This window comes from Sphingomonas sp. Leaf37 (genome assembly GCF_920939475.1).
Lineage (GTDB): Bacteria > Pseudomonadota > Alphaproteobacteria > Sphingomonadales > Sphingomonadaceae > Sphingomonas.
Map to the genome: position 1 here is coordinate 1 of NZ_CAKLAX010000001.1, position 15,583 is coordinate 15,583.

The following is a 15,583-nucleotide window of genomic DNA, read 5'->3' on the forward strand; positions in this document are numbered from 1 at the left end:
TCTTGGGGAAGTATGGCTGCAGGCGCGCCATCTGCTCATCCGTCAACCAGTACAGGTCGCTCATCCACGCTCTCCTCACGGAGCATGAATCAGATCGCGGCGCTCCCATCAATGGGTCCTGACCCTAACGCGGGCGGCGCGTTGATCGTATCCGATACCGCGACGATGCATCGGGAGGCAGTCGTCGCGCCGACGATCGAGCGCAAACTCGCATGGCGATCCGGCAGGTTGGATCTCGAAGGCGAAACGCTGGCGGAGGCCGTCACAGAGCTCAATCGTTACAGCGCGATCCCGATCGTCATCCGTGGTCCGGAACTGGCGCAAAAACGTCTGTACGGGGTGTTCCGGCTAGACGATCCCGGTGGGTTCGCACGTACTGCCGCAATCACCTTGGGTGTCGAGGCATGGATGCAAGATGGCATTATAGTGTTAGCGGCTCGCAATGATGATCGTCCAATTGCAGCCGCTCCACATTGATGGGAGCCTAGTACGATGACTTTTGCTTTTGACTACCACTGCTCTTTTTCGTGCCCGCGCCCATCCTGTGGTCGCCCGTTCACGCGTTTGCGTGCTGGCGGTATCGCGAGGACAAGCTTTGTCAGTCCAAATGCACCGACTGGTAAATAGGGCAGAACAGACTGGCGGTATGCCCGGCCGCGCAGGCCGCGCAGGCCGTTTCGCTACTTCAACTCATCCCCTGAGGTGACAGCATTCTCCAATGCATCAGGACTGCCCGCTTTGCCTGAGACGCTCCGCTGGCCGCTGGTTGAACTCCTGCAACAGTCCGGCGTCTCCGTTCCCAGCTTTCACGGGTCGAGCGTGGGGGGAGGGGCAGGTTGGACGTTTTCATATGGCACCGCGTCGGCGTAGGTGGGCGCCTCGGGCGAACGGAAGGATGCGTGGTGTGGTGCAGCGCGGCACCGGCGCTCCGGACGAAACCCGATCACGGCTGAGGTGGGGTGCTCCTTGGCGCCGCGGGTTCGGGGACTTGAGCGTTGTTCATGCTTTCGACCTCGGCGGCCGTCTTGAAGTCGAGCAGTTCGACCTGGAAGACGAGATCGGAATTGGCGGGGATCGGCCCCGATGCCCCGCCGCCATAGCCGAGTGCGGCGGGAACGCAGAACCGCGTGATGCCGGACCGCGCCATCGTCCGCAGTCCCTGCGAAAATCCCGGAATCACGCCGTCGACTGGCAAGGGCGATCGCATTCCCTGGTCGAATACAGCCCCGGTCGCCGCAAGATAGCCGACATAATTCACCAGGACGACGTCGCCCGCGCCAGGTTTGGCGCCGGCGCCGGCCCGTAGCGTCGTCGATCCCAGACCAGACGCTGCCGTCGTCGAACACACGCGCTGCCCCGCCGGCACGACAGGGTTCAGCGGCAATGCGATGATCGCATTGTCAGCCTTGATGGGTTGCGGTGCCGCGGCACGCGGTTTTTGCCGGCGGGCCTCAGCTGCGCTTGCCGGCAACGGGGCGGTGAGCAGCGACAGGAGCGTGGCGAGAATGAAGCGGGACGACGCGGGCGGAAAGAATGGCATGGGACCGGCTATATGCAAGGCTTGAGCGCAGCGCCATTGGGATCGCCATGCGGCACGATGCGGATCGGCTTCCCAACCGCGGCAGTCGACCGGAGCCGCTATCAGGCTGCCTCGACGCTGGCCGGGCGCGGACGTCACGCGGCAAGCCGGTGTTGATCATGGTGGATGGCGAGGGCAATCGACGCGGAAGTGTGTCGAGATGCCCGTCGCAACAAACACGCTGCACTTCCTCGGCCGGGTTTGTTCACGACGACGTTCGGCTTACAACCACACGATCGCGACGATCGAGCTGACCCTAGTCGTGTTCGACGGATCAGTGTAGCGTTACCCTTCAGGTTGGTCGAAGGGCAGTATATCGCCCAGCCGGACCCAAGTCTTGGAGCCACAGACATTCCACGTAAGCCGAGTTACGATTTTGAGCGCCGCGAGCGTGAGAAGAACAAAGCCGTTGAGGCCGGGAAGAAGGCGCAAGCCAAGGCCGACAAGCGGGCCGCCGAGCAGCGAGCGCCGGATGCTGAGTAGACGGACGGCTCTGGACGCCTACGCTGAATGATAGATGATCCTGTCGTCACGCTCGCGTATCTCGGCTGGAAGCCATTCTTCAGCGAACAGGTTGCGATCGAAGAGGGTGTCGCTGGCCAGCCCGTCCGTGTGATGTCCGTCCATCGCGGACGAGTTACGGTAATGGGCGAGGGCTTCGATGGCTCGATCTCGTCCAGTGCGGCCGGTGACGGAGCTGCGGAGGATCGCCCTACCGTCGGCGACTGGCTGCTGATGGATCGGGGCACCCGAACCATCGCGCGCATCCTCAATCGGACGAGCCTGTTCAAGCGACCCGCCCCGACTCACGACCGCCGCGTGCAGCTGATCGCTGCGAACGTCGATACGTTATTTGTCGTCACGTCATGCAATCAGGATTTCAACGTCGCACGTCTCGAGCGTTACCTGGTGCTCGCGCGCGAGACCGGCGTTCGTCCGGTGGTCGTCCTCACCAAGGCGGACCTGTCGCCGGCGCCCGAGCCCTTCGTCGCTGCCGCGCGCGCTCTTCAGATGGCATTACAGGTAGAACTGGTCGATGCCCGCAACCCGACGAACGCAGCTCGCCTTGCGAGGTATTGCGGGGCGGGAGCGACGGTCGCGTTGGTGGGATCGTCCGGGGTCGGCAAGTCGACGCTGATCAATACGCTGATCGGATCGGACGACATTGCCACCCAGGCTGTTCGCGAGGACGACGGCAAGGGCCGGCACACAACGACCGTTCGCCAGATGCACCGCCTTGCCGGCGATGCGGGCGGGGGCGGGTGGCTGGTGGACACACCGGGTATGCGCGAGCTTCAGATGTCAGAAGTGGCGTCTGGCGTGACCGAGGTGTTCGAGGATGTCACGAGCCTGGCGCTCGCCTGCCGCTTCGCCAATTGCGCCCATGCCGATGAGCCTGGCTGCGCCATCCGGGCCGCGACGACGAGCGGTGTGCTCGATCCCGCCCGCGTCGCGCGATGGCGCAAGCTGTCGCAAGAAGATCGGGCGAACAGCGGCGGCGCGTTTGTCCGCCGCCCTCGCCCGGATAGGGGCGGGAAGAGGTGATGACAGCCTCCCGCTATATTCGGATATCCGCGTCGAAGCGGTGAGTACTGGCCGAATGGCGCATGAAGAGCTCTGCAAGCGTACGCCCGAGGGACGGGGGAAAGCATGTTTTGCAGTTCAGATGTTGCGAAGCGGTACTCCGTCCAGAGAGGCGTCATCATCGACGGTTGCGGGCTTCGTCCTCGCCATCGACGTGCCCGAGACAGTGACCTGTCATCGAGGCGAAAGGAGATCGGGAGGCGGGGTATCGCCAGGCGCATGAACCGGAGAAACCTCGGCACCGGTCGTCACCGTATCATTGCTGCCCAGCGTCGCGACCACGGCCGGCGGGGTCACCACGATGGGGACGTCGATGGTTCGCACCACCGGTGGCGGAGCCGGCTGATAATAGTCGCGCCAGGCGTCGAATGCCGCGTAGAATTCGACGAACGGCCGGTCGAGCCGTCCCAGAGCGGCCCGGGCGAAGGCCGGCAGATCGTCATCCGCGACCTGACCGACCTGCGCGATCTCCACGCGTGCCACCGCGCAAAAGGCCGCCCGCATCACCGGCTGCGCGTAGAAATTGTAGATGCGAGTCTGATTGTCGTCGTAGACACGCTGCCAATCCCACCAACCGGGCGCTTGCCATTCCCGCAAATAGGCTTGGTAGTACCGATCGATCACGGTCGCATGCGTCTTGATCCACGCATTGTAAGGTTCGACGATCCCGCCACCTGCCTGATCGCAGCCGAGCGCGGCGACGTTAAGCGCGTTGCGCAGATGCCAAACGGCCGCCTGATCGGTGTTGTCGAGATTGGGCGTGAAATAGTTGCCATCGGCGCGCCTGGTCGGACTCTTCATGCCGATATAGCCACCTGCCGGCATCGGCGGGGGAGGCGGCGGCAATGTCGCGACAACCGGTGGCGGCTGCACAGGAGTGGGCGGAGTGGCGCAGCCGGACATGGCGAGAACCAGTCCGCCCAGCAAGCCCCAGCCGAAGTTCGCCCGTAATTGCATCGTCTCGCTCAGATCATCCGTTGCGGCGCCCTTAGGGCGTACCGGATGAACGTCACAAGAATGGCGGATATCCCCTTGCCCCTCCATGCGTTGAATCGGGGTTGCGGTCGGTTGAGGGGTGGATGCCGATCTGACCGTTTGCGGTAGGCACCGCCTCATGTAGCGCTTCGCGGCTATGGGTAGGAGTTGCCGGGAAGAGCGGTGCTTTACTTCGCCTCGCCATCGATCATCACGATGTCGCCTTCGGCCCGGACGTGCAAAGCTTCGGTCAATTGGCTCTGGCGGTCGCTGAAATACGAATGCGTCTACCTGAATGCATTCGAGACCGGCTCCGAGCTGCGGACCGGGCTCGGCGGATGGATTGCCTATCACAACGGGGAGCGGACTCACTCCCGCCTCGCCTGCCGAACGCCGGACGAGGTGTATGGGCAGATCGCGGCAACGCCACATCCGGGTGATGCCCCGGATGTGGCGTTCACCGGAATGGCGGCGTAAACCAACCAGGGTATAGCCTAGCTCAGCCGCCAAACCGTTCAGGATGGCGAGACCACCTCAAGGCTTGGTGGAGGAACTCTAACGAGAGGCGTCCTTACACGTCGCTTGGCTGGCTGGATGACGCCGGTCGAAGATACTGCCGCAGAGGTCGCCAAGGCTGCCGAATGAACGCCGGAAACTCACCCTCAGCCTGAATGAGAAACCGGGGAGCCTCGGTTCGAGATGAACAGATGACAGTAGTTGGAAGGCGGGCAGGGGCCTCCAAATGGCTGCGGTCGGATCATCGCAAATTTACGCGGTCCGGCTGTTCCCGCCCTGGCCGAAGACAGGCCATCGACGTAAGACCCTGACACAATTGCAGAATATGGATTGGATTCGATTTATAGCCTCGGTGCGCCGGAGACGCTGGTTTGCCGTCATTCCAAGCCGCTGCCGGTGCCTGTCCGCCAACATTCTACGAGGCCGAGCCGCCCTGACCGCGGTCACCTGGTCATACCTGACGGCAGCGACGGAATTGCAGTAGTTTCACCAGGTACGAACGTCACTTCGAAGATTGAGGCGGCCGGGGCGTGCGGCTCGATCAATCCCTTGACGGCAGCGGCTGCCATCGCGACCAACGGCTGGTGGATCGTCGTCAGGCGCGGGCGCACCAGCGATGCGGCGACGCCGCCGTCAAAGCCTGCTACCGATAGGTCGGTCGGGATTGCGAGTCCAGCTGCGCGCACTTCCCACATGAAGCCGATCGCGATCGCGTCGTTGAAGGCGAACACGGCTGTCGGCCTGTCCTCCAGCGCAAGGAATCGTCGCGCTGCCGCAGCCCCGACATCCACGAATGATTGAGGGACAGCCGGGCCGTCGCGATCGGATGCATCGAAGGCATCGCCATAATCGCTCCACTCGATGGCCCTGATCCGGGCAGGATTGCCGCCAGCCGCGGCCCAGCCCTGTTCGAAGCCATCGCGCCGTAACATCGCCGCACGATGCAACGGTATGCCGAGCAAAATAGCTGCGCACTCGTGGCCGAGCGAGCGGAAATGCCGACCGATCATGGCAGCACCGTCGAACTCGTGGCACGCAACCTCGCTGGCTGATCCAAGCGGCGTTGCGGGCGACATGCGACAAACGGGAATATCGCGCGCCTTAAGGGCGGCCAGCAAGGTCGTATCATCGCTTACCGGTGGAAGGGTCAGGACGCCGTCGACCGGATTGCTATCCAGATCACCCAGGATACGCCCGAGATCATCCGCCTGATAATCCTCGACGATCAGTTGAAAGCCGCCGAGGCGGCATGCGGCAAGTGCGCCCTGAATGGCGGCGGCGGAATAAAGTGAATCGATCCGGTTCGTTATCAACATGATCGTTCGACTGGAGTTGATCTTGAGCGCGCGAGCGGCATGATTCGGCCGAAACCCGAGACGGTCGATCGTCTGCCTGATCGCGGCTCGAAGCGGTTCGGCCACCCCCGGTTCGTTGTTGACGACGCGAGAGACGGTCTTTGCGGACACGCCCGCTTCCCGCGCGATATCAATGAGGCGGATACGTGTTCTGTCCTTCAAACTCGATCCCTCCGCCCGATCACCAAAGCCCCCCTTAACACCCACGATGCACGCTAACTACGTCAACGTTGTCTATCATTGTTGACAACGTTGACGTTAATCTACATCAGAGTGTCAGCTTCGGTTGGAGCAAGATGCTGCGATCTATCAAGAGCCCGAACGGGCCGGTGATCGACAAGAGGGGGAGGATGGTATGAAACGGTCTCTACTGGCACTCAGCGTTTCGATTTCCGCGCTGACTTCGGCGCCTGCCTGGTCGCAGAGCACCACCGCGGCACCGCCCGTCGCCGCCGACGGGGTCGCCGCATCGTCTGCCGAGGCAATCGCTCAGGACAACGGCGAGGCGCCCGAAGGCGACATCGTGGTGACCGCAAATCGCGAGACATCCCTTTTGTCGCGCACCCCCGCTGCGCTGACCGCGTTGACGGGCGACACGCTGATCCAGGCCGGCATCACCAGCCCGACCGCTCTGGCCGATCTTACGCCCAACGTCGCCATACAGCGCGACAATGCGCCGGCTGCGGGCGGCGGCCTGCAGATCACGATCCGGGGCGTGACCAGCACGGATGCCACCGAGAAGGGGGATCCCTCCGCAGCCTTCCTGCGCGATGGCATCTATATCGCACGTCCGCAGGCGCAGGACGTCTCGTTCTTCGACCTTGCGCGTGTCGAGGTGCTGCGCGGCCCGCAAGGCACGTTATACGGCCGGAATACGACGGCAGGCGTCGTCAACGTCATCTCCGCCCGACCCGCCCCACGGTTCGAAGTGTCTGGCCTGGTCGGCTATGGCAGCTTCGGCAGCCTTCAGGCGACCGGCGTCGTCAATCTGCCTTTATCCGATTGGCTCGCCGTCCGGGCTGCGGTCAACCTGGAACGGCGTGACAACGTCGTCGAGACATCTGTCAGCCGGATCGATATCGATCCGTCGCGAAACAATCGGTCGATCCGTCTCTCGGCGCTGGCCGACCTGGCGTCCAACGTCTCCTTGTACCTGCAAGCCGATTATTCGGTAATCAAGGGATCACCATTTGCGGTGGTGCCGGTGACCAACTTCTTCCGCGGTCCGTTCACCGCCGATACGACACCGATCTATTTCGACTCCTCGACACAGGCGCAGCGCACGACCAGCCGGATCATCCCCTGGCGGGAATATCGCGACAATCGCGATCGCGGCGTCATGGGCGAATTCAACTGGGATTTCGGCCCGGCCAAGCTGACATGGCTCGCATCCTATCGCGAATTCGAACGCGACGAGCGGCGGCACGCAGGCCCGACGGCGTCGTTCCGCAGCACGTTCGACGGCACGTACCGGCAGCATTCCGAAGAGGCGCGGCTCGCCTTCGGCGGCAGCGGGTGGTGGCGCGCGCAAGTGGGCGCCTTCTACTTCCGGGAAACATCGAAGATCGACACGACCGTGATCGAAGCCAACCGCCGGTTCGTCCAGAATCCCACGGTGTCGGAGAGCAAGGCCGCGTTCGGACAAACCACGCTGACCCTTGCCGAAGGACTGAACCTGACCGGCGGCGTCCGCTACTCTCACGACGACAAATCCCGCACGGGCGCGATCACGGCCGATACCCCCGTCAGAACGATTGTTCAGGTCAATGATGCGAAACGATCGTTCAGCCGGGTGACGTGGCGCGGCGGCGTCGACTATGATGTTCGTGATCTGGGCCTCGTCTACGGCAGCATGTCCACGGGGTACAAGGCGGGCGGCTTCAACGACGGCTGTCAGGTTGGCTCAGGCCCCACCTGCACGCTGTCGGAACAGCAGCTTTACTACGAGCCCGAAACGCTGACGGCCTATGAAGTGGGTTTCAAATGGCGGCTGGGCGGTCGTGCCCTTCGGCTGAATGGTGCGGCGTTCCATTACGATTACAACAACCTGCAGCTCAGTCAGGCGAGCTTTTGCGCAGGAATCAACTGTTCGATCACATCCAATGCCGCCCGCGCCAAGATCGATGGCGTCGAACTCGAGGCGATCATCCGACCCGCCGATGCGCATCAGGTCGATCTGGGTCTCAACTGGCTCGATGCCCGGTATGCCGACTTCATGCCGACCGCCACCGTCAGCTTTGCCGGACAGGCTTTGTCGCGTGCCCCGCGCTGGTCATGGTTCGCCGGCTATACATACACGCGGGTGCTTGGAGGCGGACAGCAACTCTCGGCCAATGTCCGCACGCGCTTTTCCGATCGGTATGACCTGACGGATCTGGCGACACGGGTTCACTTCTATCAGCCGAGCTTCACCAAGACCGACGCGACGATCACGTTCGCGCCCGCGGACGAAGCGTGGAACCTGCAACTGTTCGCCAAGAATCTGGAGAACGCGATGGTGCTCACCTTCGCCCGCAACTCGGCGGGAGCCGAGGCGGCGTTCGAGGATCCGCGCACGCTCGGCGTGCGCGCGACGTTCAAGTTCTGATCGGGGCCATGCGCGGCGTGGTGACGTCGAACGCTGGTGGAGAGGCGAGATGATCCGGGAAACTGTCGGCGCTGCGTTGCTGCTGGCCACGACGGGCGCCAGCGCGGCGGCCGACAGGCGTGGCGACGACTGGCCGCGCGCGACCGAAGCCGCCATGACGGACGCAGAGCGCGTCGTCCTGACGAGCAGCATGATGCCGCTGCCCGATGGTCCGCTCGGCGACCAGATTCCGGAAGGCGCGGTGAAGGGCGCCGGCTATGTCGCGCCTATTCCCCGTCTGGGTATCCCCGCGCTGACCATCAGCGACGCCAGCCTGGGCGTGTCATGGGCACTGGGCGCCCGTGGATCGCAGGGTGCGACGCCGCTGCCCTCCGGCACCGCGATGGCCGCAACCTGGAATGCCGTCCTCGTCCGCAAGGCCGGTGCGATGATCGGTGCGGAGGCGCGTGCGAAAGGATTCAACGTCCTGCTGGCAGGGGGCATCAATCTGATACGCGATCCACGCGGTGGCAGGAGCTTCGAGTATCTGAGCGAGGATCCGCTGCTGTCGGGCGTTCTGGGCGGTGAGGCGATCGCCGGCGTCCAGTCGAACGCGATCATGTCCACGGTCAAGCACTTCGCCTTCAACAATCAGGAAACCGGGCGTCACTTCGCGAACGTACGGATCAGCGAGGCCGCAGCGCGCGAAAGCGAATTGCTCGCATTTCAGATCGCGATCGAGCGCGGCAAGCCGGGCGCCGTCATGTGCGCCTATAACCGGGTCAACGGGCCATATGCCTGCGGAAGCGACTGGCTGCTCAACACGGTGCTGAAGCAGGACTGGAAATATCCCGGCTTCGTCATGTCCGACTGGAATGCGGTCCATTCGGTGGAATATGCCATGCATGGTCTGGATCAGCAGTCGGCTGGCGAGCTCGACGCCCAACGCTACTTTCAAACGCCGTTGCAACAGGCGGCCGCACGGGATGCTGCCTATCGCGCGCGGCTCGCGGACATGAACCGTCGCGTGCTTTACGCGATCGACGCGAATGGCCTGCGCAGCCGGCCCGTACGACCCGGCGGTTCCATCGACAAGGCCGCCAATGCGGCGATCGCGGAGGAGGTGGAGCGTCAGGCGATCGTCCTGCTGCGCAACCGCGGGCATGTGTTGCCGCTGGCGTCGAAAGTGGCGTCGATCGCGGTCATCGGCGGCTATGCGGACGTCGGCGTGCTCTCGGGCGGGGGGTCGAGTCAGGTTCACGTCGATGGCGGTCCAGCCGCAGCTCTCCCCGGTGGCGGCAAGGGCCTGTTCAACGGTTATGAACAATATCAGCGTGTAACCCCGCCGTTGGCGGCAATTCGAAGCCGGGCGGGAGAGAAGGTGTCGGTGACCTTCCGCACCGGCGCGTATGTCGGCCAGGCAGTCGCCGCTGCGCGCAAGGCCGACGTCGCGATCGTATTCGCCAATCAATGGCAGACGGAAGGGTTCGACCAGCCCGATCTGTCATTGCCCCGCGGTCAGGACGCTCTCATCGATGCTGTCGCTGCCGCCAATCCCAACACCATCGTCGTGCTCCAGACCGGCAGCGCCGTGGCTATGCCCTGGCTGGATCGCACGGCGGCGGTGATCGAGGCTTGGTATCCCGGCGCTCGCGGAGGCGAGGCTATTGCCGCCGTATTGTTCGGCGATGTGAACCCCTCCGGACGATTGCCCGTGACCTTCCCGGCAGATACGGCGCAGCTGGCGCGCCCGCTGATCGACGGCAGCGATACGCTCGAACCGCTCGACGCCGGCAAGCCGCAGCCCGGCAAGTCCATGACCATCGACTATAGCGTCGATGGCGCCGATGTCGGCTATCGCTGGTTTGCGCGCATGGGCCACAAGCCCTTGTTCCCCTTCGGGTTCGGCCTGTCCTACACCGGCTTTTCGACATCGCGGCCGGTCGTTCGGAACGAGACCGCGGAAGTCACCGTTCGGAACACGGGCTCCCGGTCCGGCGCTACCGTCGTGCAACTCTATCTCATCCGTCGCGCCGGTGTGCCGATGCGCCGGCTGATCGGTTTCCAGCGCGTGGATCTCAAGCCCGACGAGCAACGTCGCGTCGTCGTGCCGCTGGATCGCCGCGTCATGGCGGATTGGCGGCAGGGCGCATGGCACTTGCCGGCGGGCCGCTACGAAATCGCGGCGGGTGATAATGCCGAGGCGCTGGGCGACAGATACACGCTCGATCTTCCTGCGCGATCATGGTCGGTCGGCCATTGAAGAGCTGAACTGGCTTGAACATGCCGGGGGCGTGAGGCGGTGGAGTGCCTTGCTGAAGTTGAGATATAGGTGTCGACGTAGCGGATTTGCGCCTTGTTAGCCTAGGGTCCGGACTTATCGGTTATAGCCAGACGACGACGGTGGCTGCGAGCGCGACGATGGCTAGGCAATGCCGAACGCCAGGAGGTCGGACGCTTGGCCAACAATCGGTGGAGAATTCTCATCTGCCGTTCTGACGACGAGAGCGGTCGATGCTTCGCTTCAGACAATTGAAGACGCTACAGAAGTTCGCCTTCGTACACGCCAACATCCACAATAACTTCAGTCTGAAGCGCCGTCTCACCGATCGACAGGCCTGCGGGAAACGACGCCCCGCGGCTTGGCGGCGTGGCAGATCCTTGCGAGCCAGGCCGCCAGCGTCAAGGAACCAAGTGCATCATGTGGAGAGTGGTTCGTGTTGGACTGACAGCATTTTACCGAGGACAGGCGATCGTTGGCCAACGCCGCGTCGTCAGAGACAGGCAGACAGCGCCGTCACTGCATCTCCGCTGGTCGTGGTAACATTGAAACGCATATAGGACTGCGCGTTCTGCAAAGGCGTGAAATGCTTCGCCGGTGCCGTGAGAAACCCTCGCACTGACATGCGCGTGCCCACGGCGGCCGCTTCGACGTTTTCCCCGAGCGGGAGCCACAGGAACATGCCTGGCCGGCTGGAAGGAAGGGGCAGTCCGATCGATGCGATATGCTGCCGCAGCGCGACCATCTGGCACGCCAGGCTAGCCCGGATGCGCTCGCACCGCCGTCGATACGACCCCTCGTTTAACAAGCGATACACGCTCCGTTCGGCGACGATCATGTTACCCAGGCCCGCTACGGGGCGATAGGCACGGATATAGCGCATGTGCGCCTCGCCAGCGACGACATATCCGGAGCCGATCGCCGGTGAGACGGTGCGCGAAAAACCAGTGATGTGGATCACCCAGCGCAGCCGATCGAGCAGGATCAACGGCACCATCGACTGGTTTTCAGTTCGGGGCAGCAAGTCGGCGTAGCTGCAGTCGTCAATGAGCACCATTCCGAATTCGGCGGCCATCTCGATCAGCGTCTGTGCTTTATGCAACGTGATCGTGGTGCCAGTAGGATTGTGCAGCAGCGAACTCAGGACGAACAGCTTTGGACGGTATCGTTCGCACAGTTCGCGCAGGACATCCATGTCCGGTCCATCCACGAGCCGGGGTACGCGGCGAATCTCCGCGCCCTGTGCCATCAGCGTGTTCATGTGGATGAACGAACAGGGGTCTTCGACCAGTGCTACGCTCCCCGCCCGCAACAGCGCCCGTACTGCCAGACTGATGCCGGCAGTGGCGCCGGGAACGGTGACGATATTGTCGATCGCGCAATCGACGCCGCCTTGTCGCAACCCGCTCTGGAACTGTTGGCGCAGGGGCAGATAGCCCAGCGGATCGCCATAGCCGCTATCGAGGCCAAAGCCGCTGGCCACGACGCTGCGCAGCACACGGGCGACCTCCACCTGCGCAGCGGCTCCATGACGCAGGATGCCGCTGCCCGGCTGATGATCGAGCGAAAAGTCCGAGTGCAGGAGCCGCGTCGGATCCTGGGGATGCCGCTCGTCTATCGAAACGATAGGGGACGGGGGCGAAACCCGTTCCGCAACGAAATATCCCGACCCCCGCACCACATGTGCACGCCCGCTGGACACAAGTCGGTCGTAGGCGCGAAGAACGGTATCGCGACTGACACTACGGCGCTGTGCCATATCGCGAACCGACGGCAGTCGCTGACCGACCGCGAACGAACCGTCGATGATCATCCCCGCCACATCCCTGTAAAGACGGTCGGACAGAGTCATTGTCGTATTGTTGCGCAATAGACCGTTCAAACAACTGTCAGGCCCAGTAGAGTGGAACGGTTCGGTCATATTATTGCAAATTGTACTGGCGCCTTTGTGATAGCAATAGGTCATGAGATCATCATGACGGTTCGATGGCGCCTATTATTCACTGTCGCGATGCTGATCGGATCGGCTGCGGCTCCTGCATGGTCGCAGCAGACCCGGCCGGCTTTGAACGGTGGAAACGCCGGCATCATTCCCGTCGGAACGCAACGCGCCACGACGTTCACCCTGCTCAATGGACTGAAGGTCGTCGTCCAGCCCGACCGCCGGCTGCCCATCGTCACTGCAATCGTGATTTACGACGTCGGAGCGAAAGACGAGAATCTCGGCCAGTATGGCTATGCCCATTTGTTCGAACACCTCATGCTCGGCGGCAGCCGACATTGGGATGAGGATGCGGTGCGTGCGCTGACCGGAATGGGCGCGTCGGAACTGAACGCCACGACCACCGAGGACCGGACGATCTTCTACGAGACCGTGCCACGTGCCGCGCTGGAACGGACGTTGTTCCTCGAAGCCGACCGCATGGGCTATCTGGCCGCGGCGCTGACCCCGGCCAAGGTGTCGCGCGAAGTGAATGTCGTGCTGAACGAGAAGCGGCAGCGCGGGAGTGCTCCTTATGGCACCGACTGGATCGCGATCGCGGCGGACATGTATCCGGTCGACCATCCGTATCGCCACGGCGTGATCGGCAGCGAGGCCGATCTGCGCGCGATCACGGTGAAGGACGCGAGCGACTGGTTCGACGCCTATTACGGCCCTGCCAACGCATCCCTGATCCTGACCGGCGACATCGCGCCGGACGAAGCCCGTGCGCTGGTCGAGAGATATTTCGGCGGCCTGTCGCCGCGCGCGCCGCTGAATCGCGTGCTGACGCGCGTCTCACCCTTGCCGGGCGCATTGCGCCGAGAGACGTTCGAGGCGGTGCCGGGGGGCAGGATCTATGCGACCTATGCCGCACCGCCCGCCGGCACGCCCGATATCGCGAACCTCGACCTTATCGCGCAGATCATGGCCAATGGTGCGACATCGCGATTGAACCATCGGCTGGTCGACGAGCTGGGCATCGCAACGGTTGCGATGGTCACGTTCGACGAACGGCGGCTGTCGAGTCAGATGGGTTTCGTCGTCGAGGTGAAATCGCCCGACCAGGTCCGGCGCGCGGAGGCCGAACTCGATGCCGAAATCGCCCGGTTCGTCGCCGACGGCCCGACGCTCGAGGAACTGGCGCGGGCCCGCGATGCGCGGATCGGCTATGTCCGCCGGTCGCAGGACAGCACCTTCGGCAAGGCATTCCTGCTGATGCGCGGCGTGTCGATGACCGATGATCCCGATTATATGTCCACCTATGTCCGCCAGTTGCGCGCGGCAACGCCGGAGAGCGTGCGACGGACGGCGGCGGCGGTCTATGGGCGGCCGGGTCATCGCCTGATCGTCCGGCCGCTGCCGGGTTGGAAGGCGACGGCCGGCGGCTACGACCTGGCGCAGGGCCCACCTGCGATGGGTCCGATGGTGCCGATCGCCTTCCCGAAGGTGGAACGCGCCCGGCTATCGAATGGGCTTGAGGTCGTGCTCGTGCCGCGACCCGGCACCGCGATGGCGGAAATGTTGCTGCGGTTCGATGCTGGTGCGGCGAGCGCGCCGGGTCCGGTGGACCGCATGGCCATGGCGATGCTGGCGGACGCCACCGGACCGCTGGCACCACGGGTCGAGGCGCTGGGTGGTAACCTGCGTACCAACGTTTGGCTCGACGTCTCCGACGTGTCGCTGTCGATGGATACGGCGAAATTGGCGTCGGGTATCGCGCTTCTGGGAGATATCGCTCGCCAGCCGAGCCTGACTGCCACCGCGCTGGCCAGGGTCCGGAACACTGCGCTGGCTGCGGCCCGCGCGGAAATGCTCGGTAGGCCATCGGCCCAGCGGATGGTGCGCAACGCCATCTACGGTGCGGCGCATCCCTATGGCGCGAACGCTGACGCCGCGGCTGACATTCCGGCGATCACGGCGGTCGATCTGTCGGCGGTCCACGGTTGGCTGCGCGGGCATGTGCGACCCGATCGGGCCCGGCTGTATATCGCGGGTGATACCAACATGGCCGTACTGCGCCCTTTACTGGAAACGGCACTGGGTGGGTGGACAGGCGCCGGGCTCGCAGCGATCGACCCGCCGATCCCGACGGCGGTCGCGACGGTAGCGCCCCGCCTGATCGTCATCGACAAGCCTGGCGCCGTCCAGTCCTACATTCAGGTCGCACGGACGATCTCGCCGACATCGGCCGACGACGATCTGGCGCTCGATGGCGCGAACGAAGTCTATGGCGGCACGTCCAGCGCGCGGATCGGCACGACGCTGCGCCAGGATAAGGGCTGGACCTATGGCATCGGGTCGGGGACCGGCGACGCGCGGGGGCAGCGGATCTGGGAGATTGCCGGGTCGGTAGACCGCGACCACACCGGCGAAACGATCGCCGAGCTGATCCGCGAGATGCGCGCAATGACCGGCGACGCACCGCCCACCCAGGCTGAGCTCGACCGTATCGCCAATGCCAGCATCAACCGCATCGCCGCGCGCCTGGAAGGCAATGCCGACGTGCTGACGGCGATGGCAGACAGCGAAACCTATGGCCGGCCCCATGACGCGATCATCCGCGATCCGATGAAATTGCGCGCGCTGACCGTCGCGGGCGTGCGCCAAGCCGCGGTCGACCTGCTCGATCCGGGCAGCATGCACTGGGTGGTGGTGGGCGACTGGGACCGGATCAAGGGGCAGTTTGGCGGGCTGGGATTGGGAGAACCACTCGTCCGTCGCGCACCGGGCTAGCCCGGAATTC

9 protein-coding genes and 1 pseudogene are annotated in these 15,583 nt (G+C 63.8%); 6 read left to right on the plus strand and 4 right to left on the minus strand.

The window, feature by feature from the left end; translation table 11 throughout:
* Positions 1-84: 84 nt before the first annotated feature.
* Complete coding sequence (locus tag LRA87_RS00005; RefSeq protein WP_230628304.1) at positions 85-477, plus strand: hypothetical protein; 393 nt, start codon at positions 85-87, stop codon at positions 475-477.
* 466 nt (positions 478-943) lie between these two features.
* On the opposite strand, the gene LRA87_RS00010 is transcribed toward LRA87_RS00005, so the two are convergent.
* Positions 944-1,540 (minus strand): FKBP-type peptidyl-prolyl cis-trans isomerase, encoded by a 597-nt coding sequence (locus LRA87_RS00010; protein ID WP_230628307.1) that lies wholly within the window; start codon positions 1,538-1,540, stop codon positions 944-946.
* A 549-nt stretch (positions 1,541-2,089) separates the two neighbouring features.
* Between LRA87_RS00010 and rsgA the strand changes: the two genes are divergently transcribed.
* Positions 2,090-3,124, plus strand: a complete 1,035-nt coding sequence (gene rsgA, locus LRA87_RS00015; RefSeq protein WP_230628310.1) for a ribosome small subunit-dependent GTPase A — start codon at positions 2,090-2,092, stop codon at positions 3,122-3,124.
* A 213-nt stretch (positions 3,125-3,337) separates the two neighbouring features.
* Here rsgA and LRA87_RS00020 read toward each other — a convergent pair whose 3' ends face one another.
* Positions 3,338-4,120, minus strand: a complete 783-nt coding sequence (locus LRA87_RS00020; RefSeq protein ID WP_230628312.1) for a hypothetical protein — start codon at positions 4,118-4,120, stop codon at positions 3,338-3,340.
* 276 nt (positions 4,121-4,396) lie between these two features.
* Here LRA87_RS00020 and LRA87_RS00025 point away from each other — a divergent pair.
* Positions 4,397-4,615 (plus strand): annotated as a pseudogene (locus tag LRA87_RS00025) (integrase core domain-containing protein); the annotation flags it as partial.
* A 482-nt stretch (positions 4,616-5,097) separates the two neighbouring features.
* Here LRA87_RS00025 and LRA87_RS00030 read toward each other — a convergent pair.
* Positions 5,098-6,171, minus strand: a complete 1,074-nt coding sequence (locus LRA87_RS00030) for a LacI family DNA-binding transcriptional regulator (protein WP_230628315.1) — start codon at positions 6,169-6,171, stop codon at positions 5,098-5,100.
* Between the two features lie 193 nt (positions 6,172-6,364).
* Here LRA87_RS00030 and LRA87_RS00035 point away from each other — a divergent pair, with 193 nt between their 5' ends.
* Both LRA87_RS00035 and LRA87_RS00040 read left to right on the plus strand, forming a co-directional pair.
* Positions 6,365-8,596 carry a TonB-dependent receptor gene (locus LRA87_RS00035; protein ID WP_230628318.1) on the plus strand — a complete coding sequence of 744 codons (2,232 nt, stop codon included), beginning with the start codon at positions 6,365-6,367 and terminating at the stop codon, positions 8,594-8,596.
* Between the two features lie 49 nt (positions 8,597-8,645).
* The gene (locus tag LRA87_RS00040; RefSeq protein WP_230628320.1) at positions 8,646-10,838 is read left to right on the plus strand and encodes a beta-glucosidase family protein; all 2,193 of its coding nucleotides are present in this window, start codon (positions 8,646-8,648) and stop codon (positions 10,836-10,838) included.
* Between the two features lie 511 nt (positions 10,839-11,349).
* Here LRA87_RS00040 and LRA87_RS00045 read toward each other — a convergent pair.
* The gene (locus tag LRA87_RS00045; RefSeq protein WP_230628323.1) at positions 11,350-12,777 is read right to left on the minus strand and encodes an aminotransferase-like domain-containing protein; all 1,428 of its coding nucleotides are present in this window, start codon (positions 12,775-12,777) and stop codon (positions 11,350-11,352) included.
* 54 nt (positions 12,778-12,831) lie between these two features.
* Here LRA87_RS00045 and LRA87_RS00050 point away from each other — a divergent pair, with 54 nt between their 5' ends.
* On the plus strand, positions 12,832-15,573 hold the full coding sequence (locus tag LRA87_RS00050; RefSeq protein WP_230628326.1) for a M16 family metallopeptidase: 2,742 nt from the start codon (positions 12,832-12,834) through the stop codon (positions 15,571-15,573).
* The last annotated feature ends 10 nt before the right edge of the window (positions 15,574-15,583 follow it).

Excerpts from the sequence above, each read along its gene's own strand:
- LRA87_RS00005 (WP_230628304.1), top strand. The coding sequence starts at position 85 with ATGAATCAGATCGCGGCGCTCCCATCAATGGGTCCTGACCCTAACGCG.
- LRA87_RS00010 (WP_230628307.1), bottom strand. The coding sequence starts at position 1,540 with ATGCCATTCTTTCCGCCCGCGTCGTCCCGCTTCATTCTCGCCACGCTC.
- rsgA (WP_230628310.1), top strand. The coding sequence starts at position 2,090 with ATGATAGATGATCCTGTCGTCACGCTCGCGTATCTCGGCTGGAAGCCA.
- LRA87_RS00020 (WP_230628312.1), bottom strand. The coding sequence starts at position 4,120 with ATGCAATTACGGGCGAACTTCGGCTGGGGCTTGCTGGGCGGACTGGTT.
- LRA87_RS00035 (WP_230628318.1), top strand. The coding sequence starts at position 6,365 with ATGAAACGGTCTCTACTGGCACTCAGCGTTTCGATTTCCGCGCTGACT.
- LRA87_RS00040 (WP_230628320.1), top strand. The coding sequence starts at position 8,646 with ATGATCCGGGAAACTGTCGGCGCTGCGTTGCTGCTGGCCACGACGGGC.
- LRA87_RS00045 (WP_230628323.1), bottom strand. The coding sequence starts at position 12,777 with ATGACCGAACCGTTCCACTCTACTGGGCCTGACAGTTGTTTGAACGGT.
- LRA87_RS00050 (WP_230628326.1), top strand. The coding sequence starts at position 12,832 with ATGACGGTTCGATGGCGCCTATTATTCACTGTCGCGATGCTGATCGGA.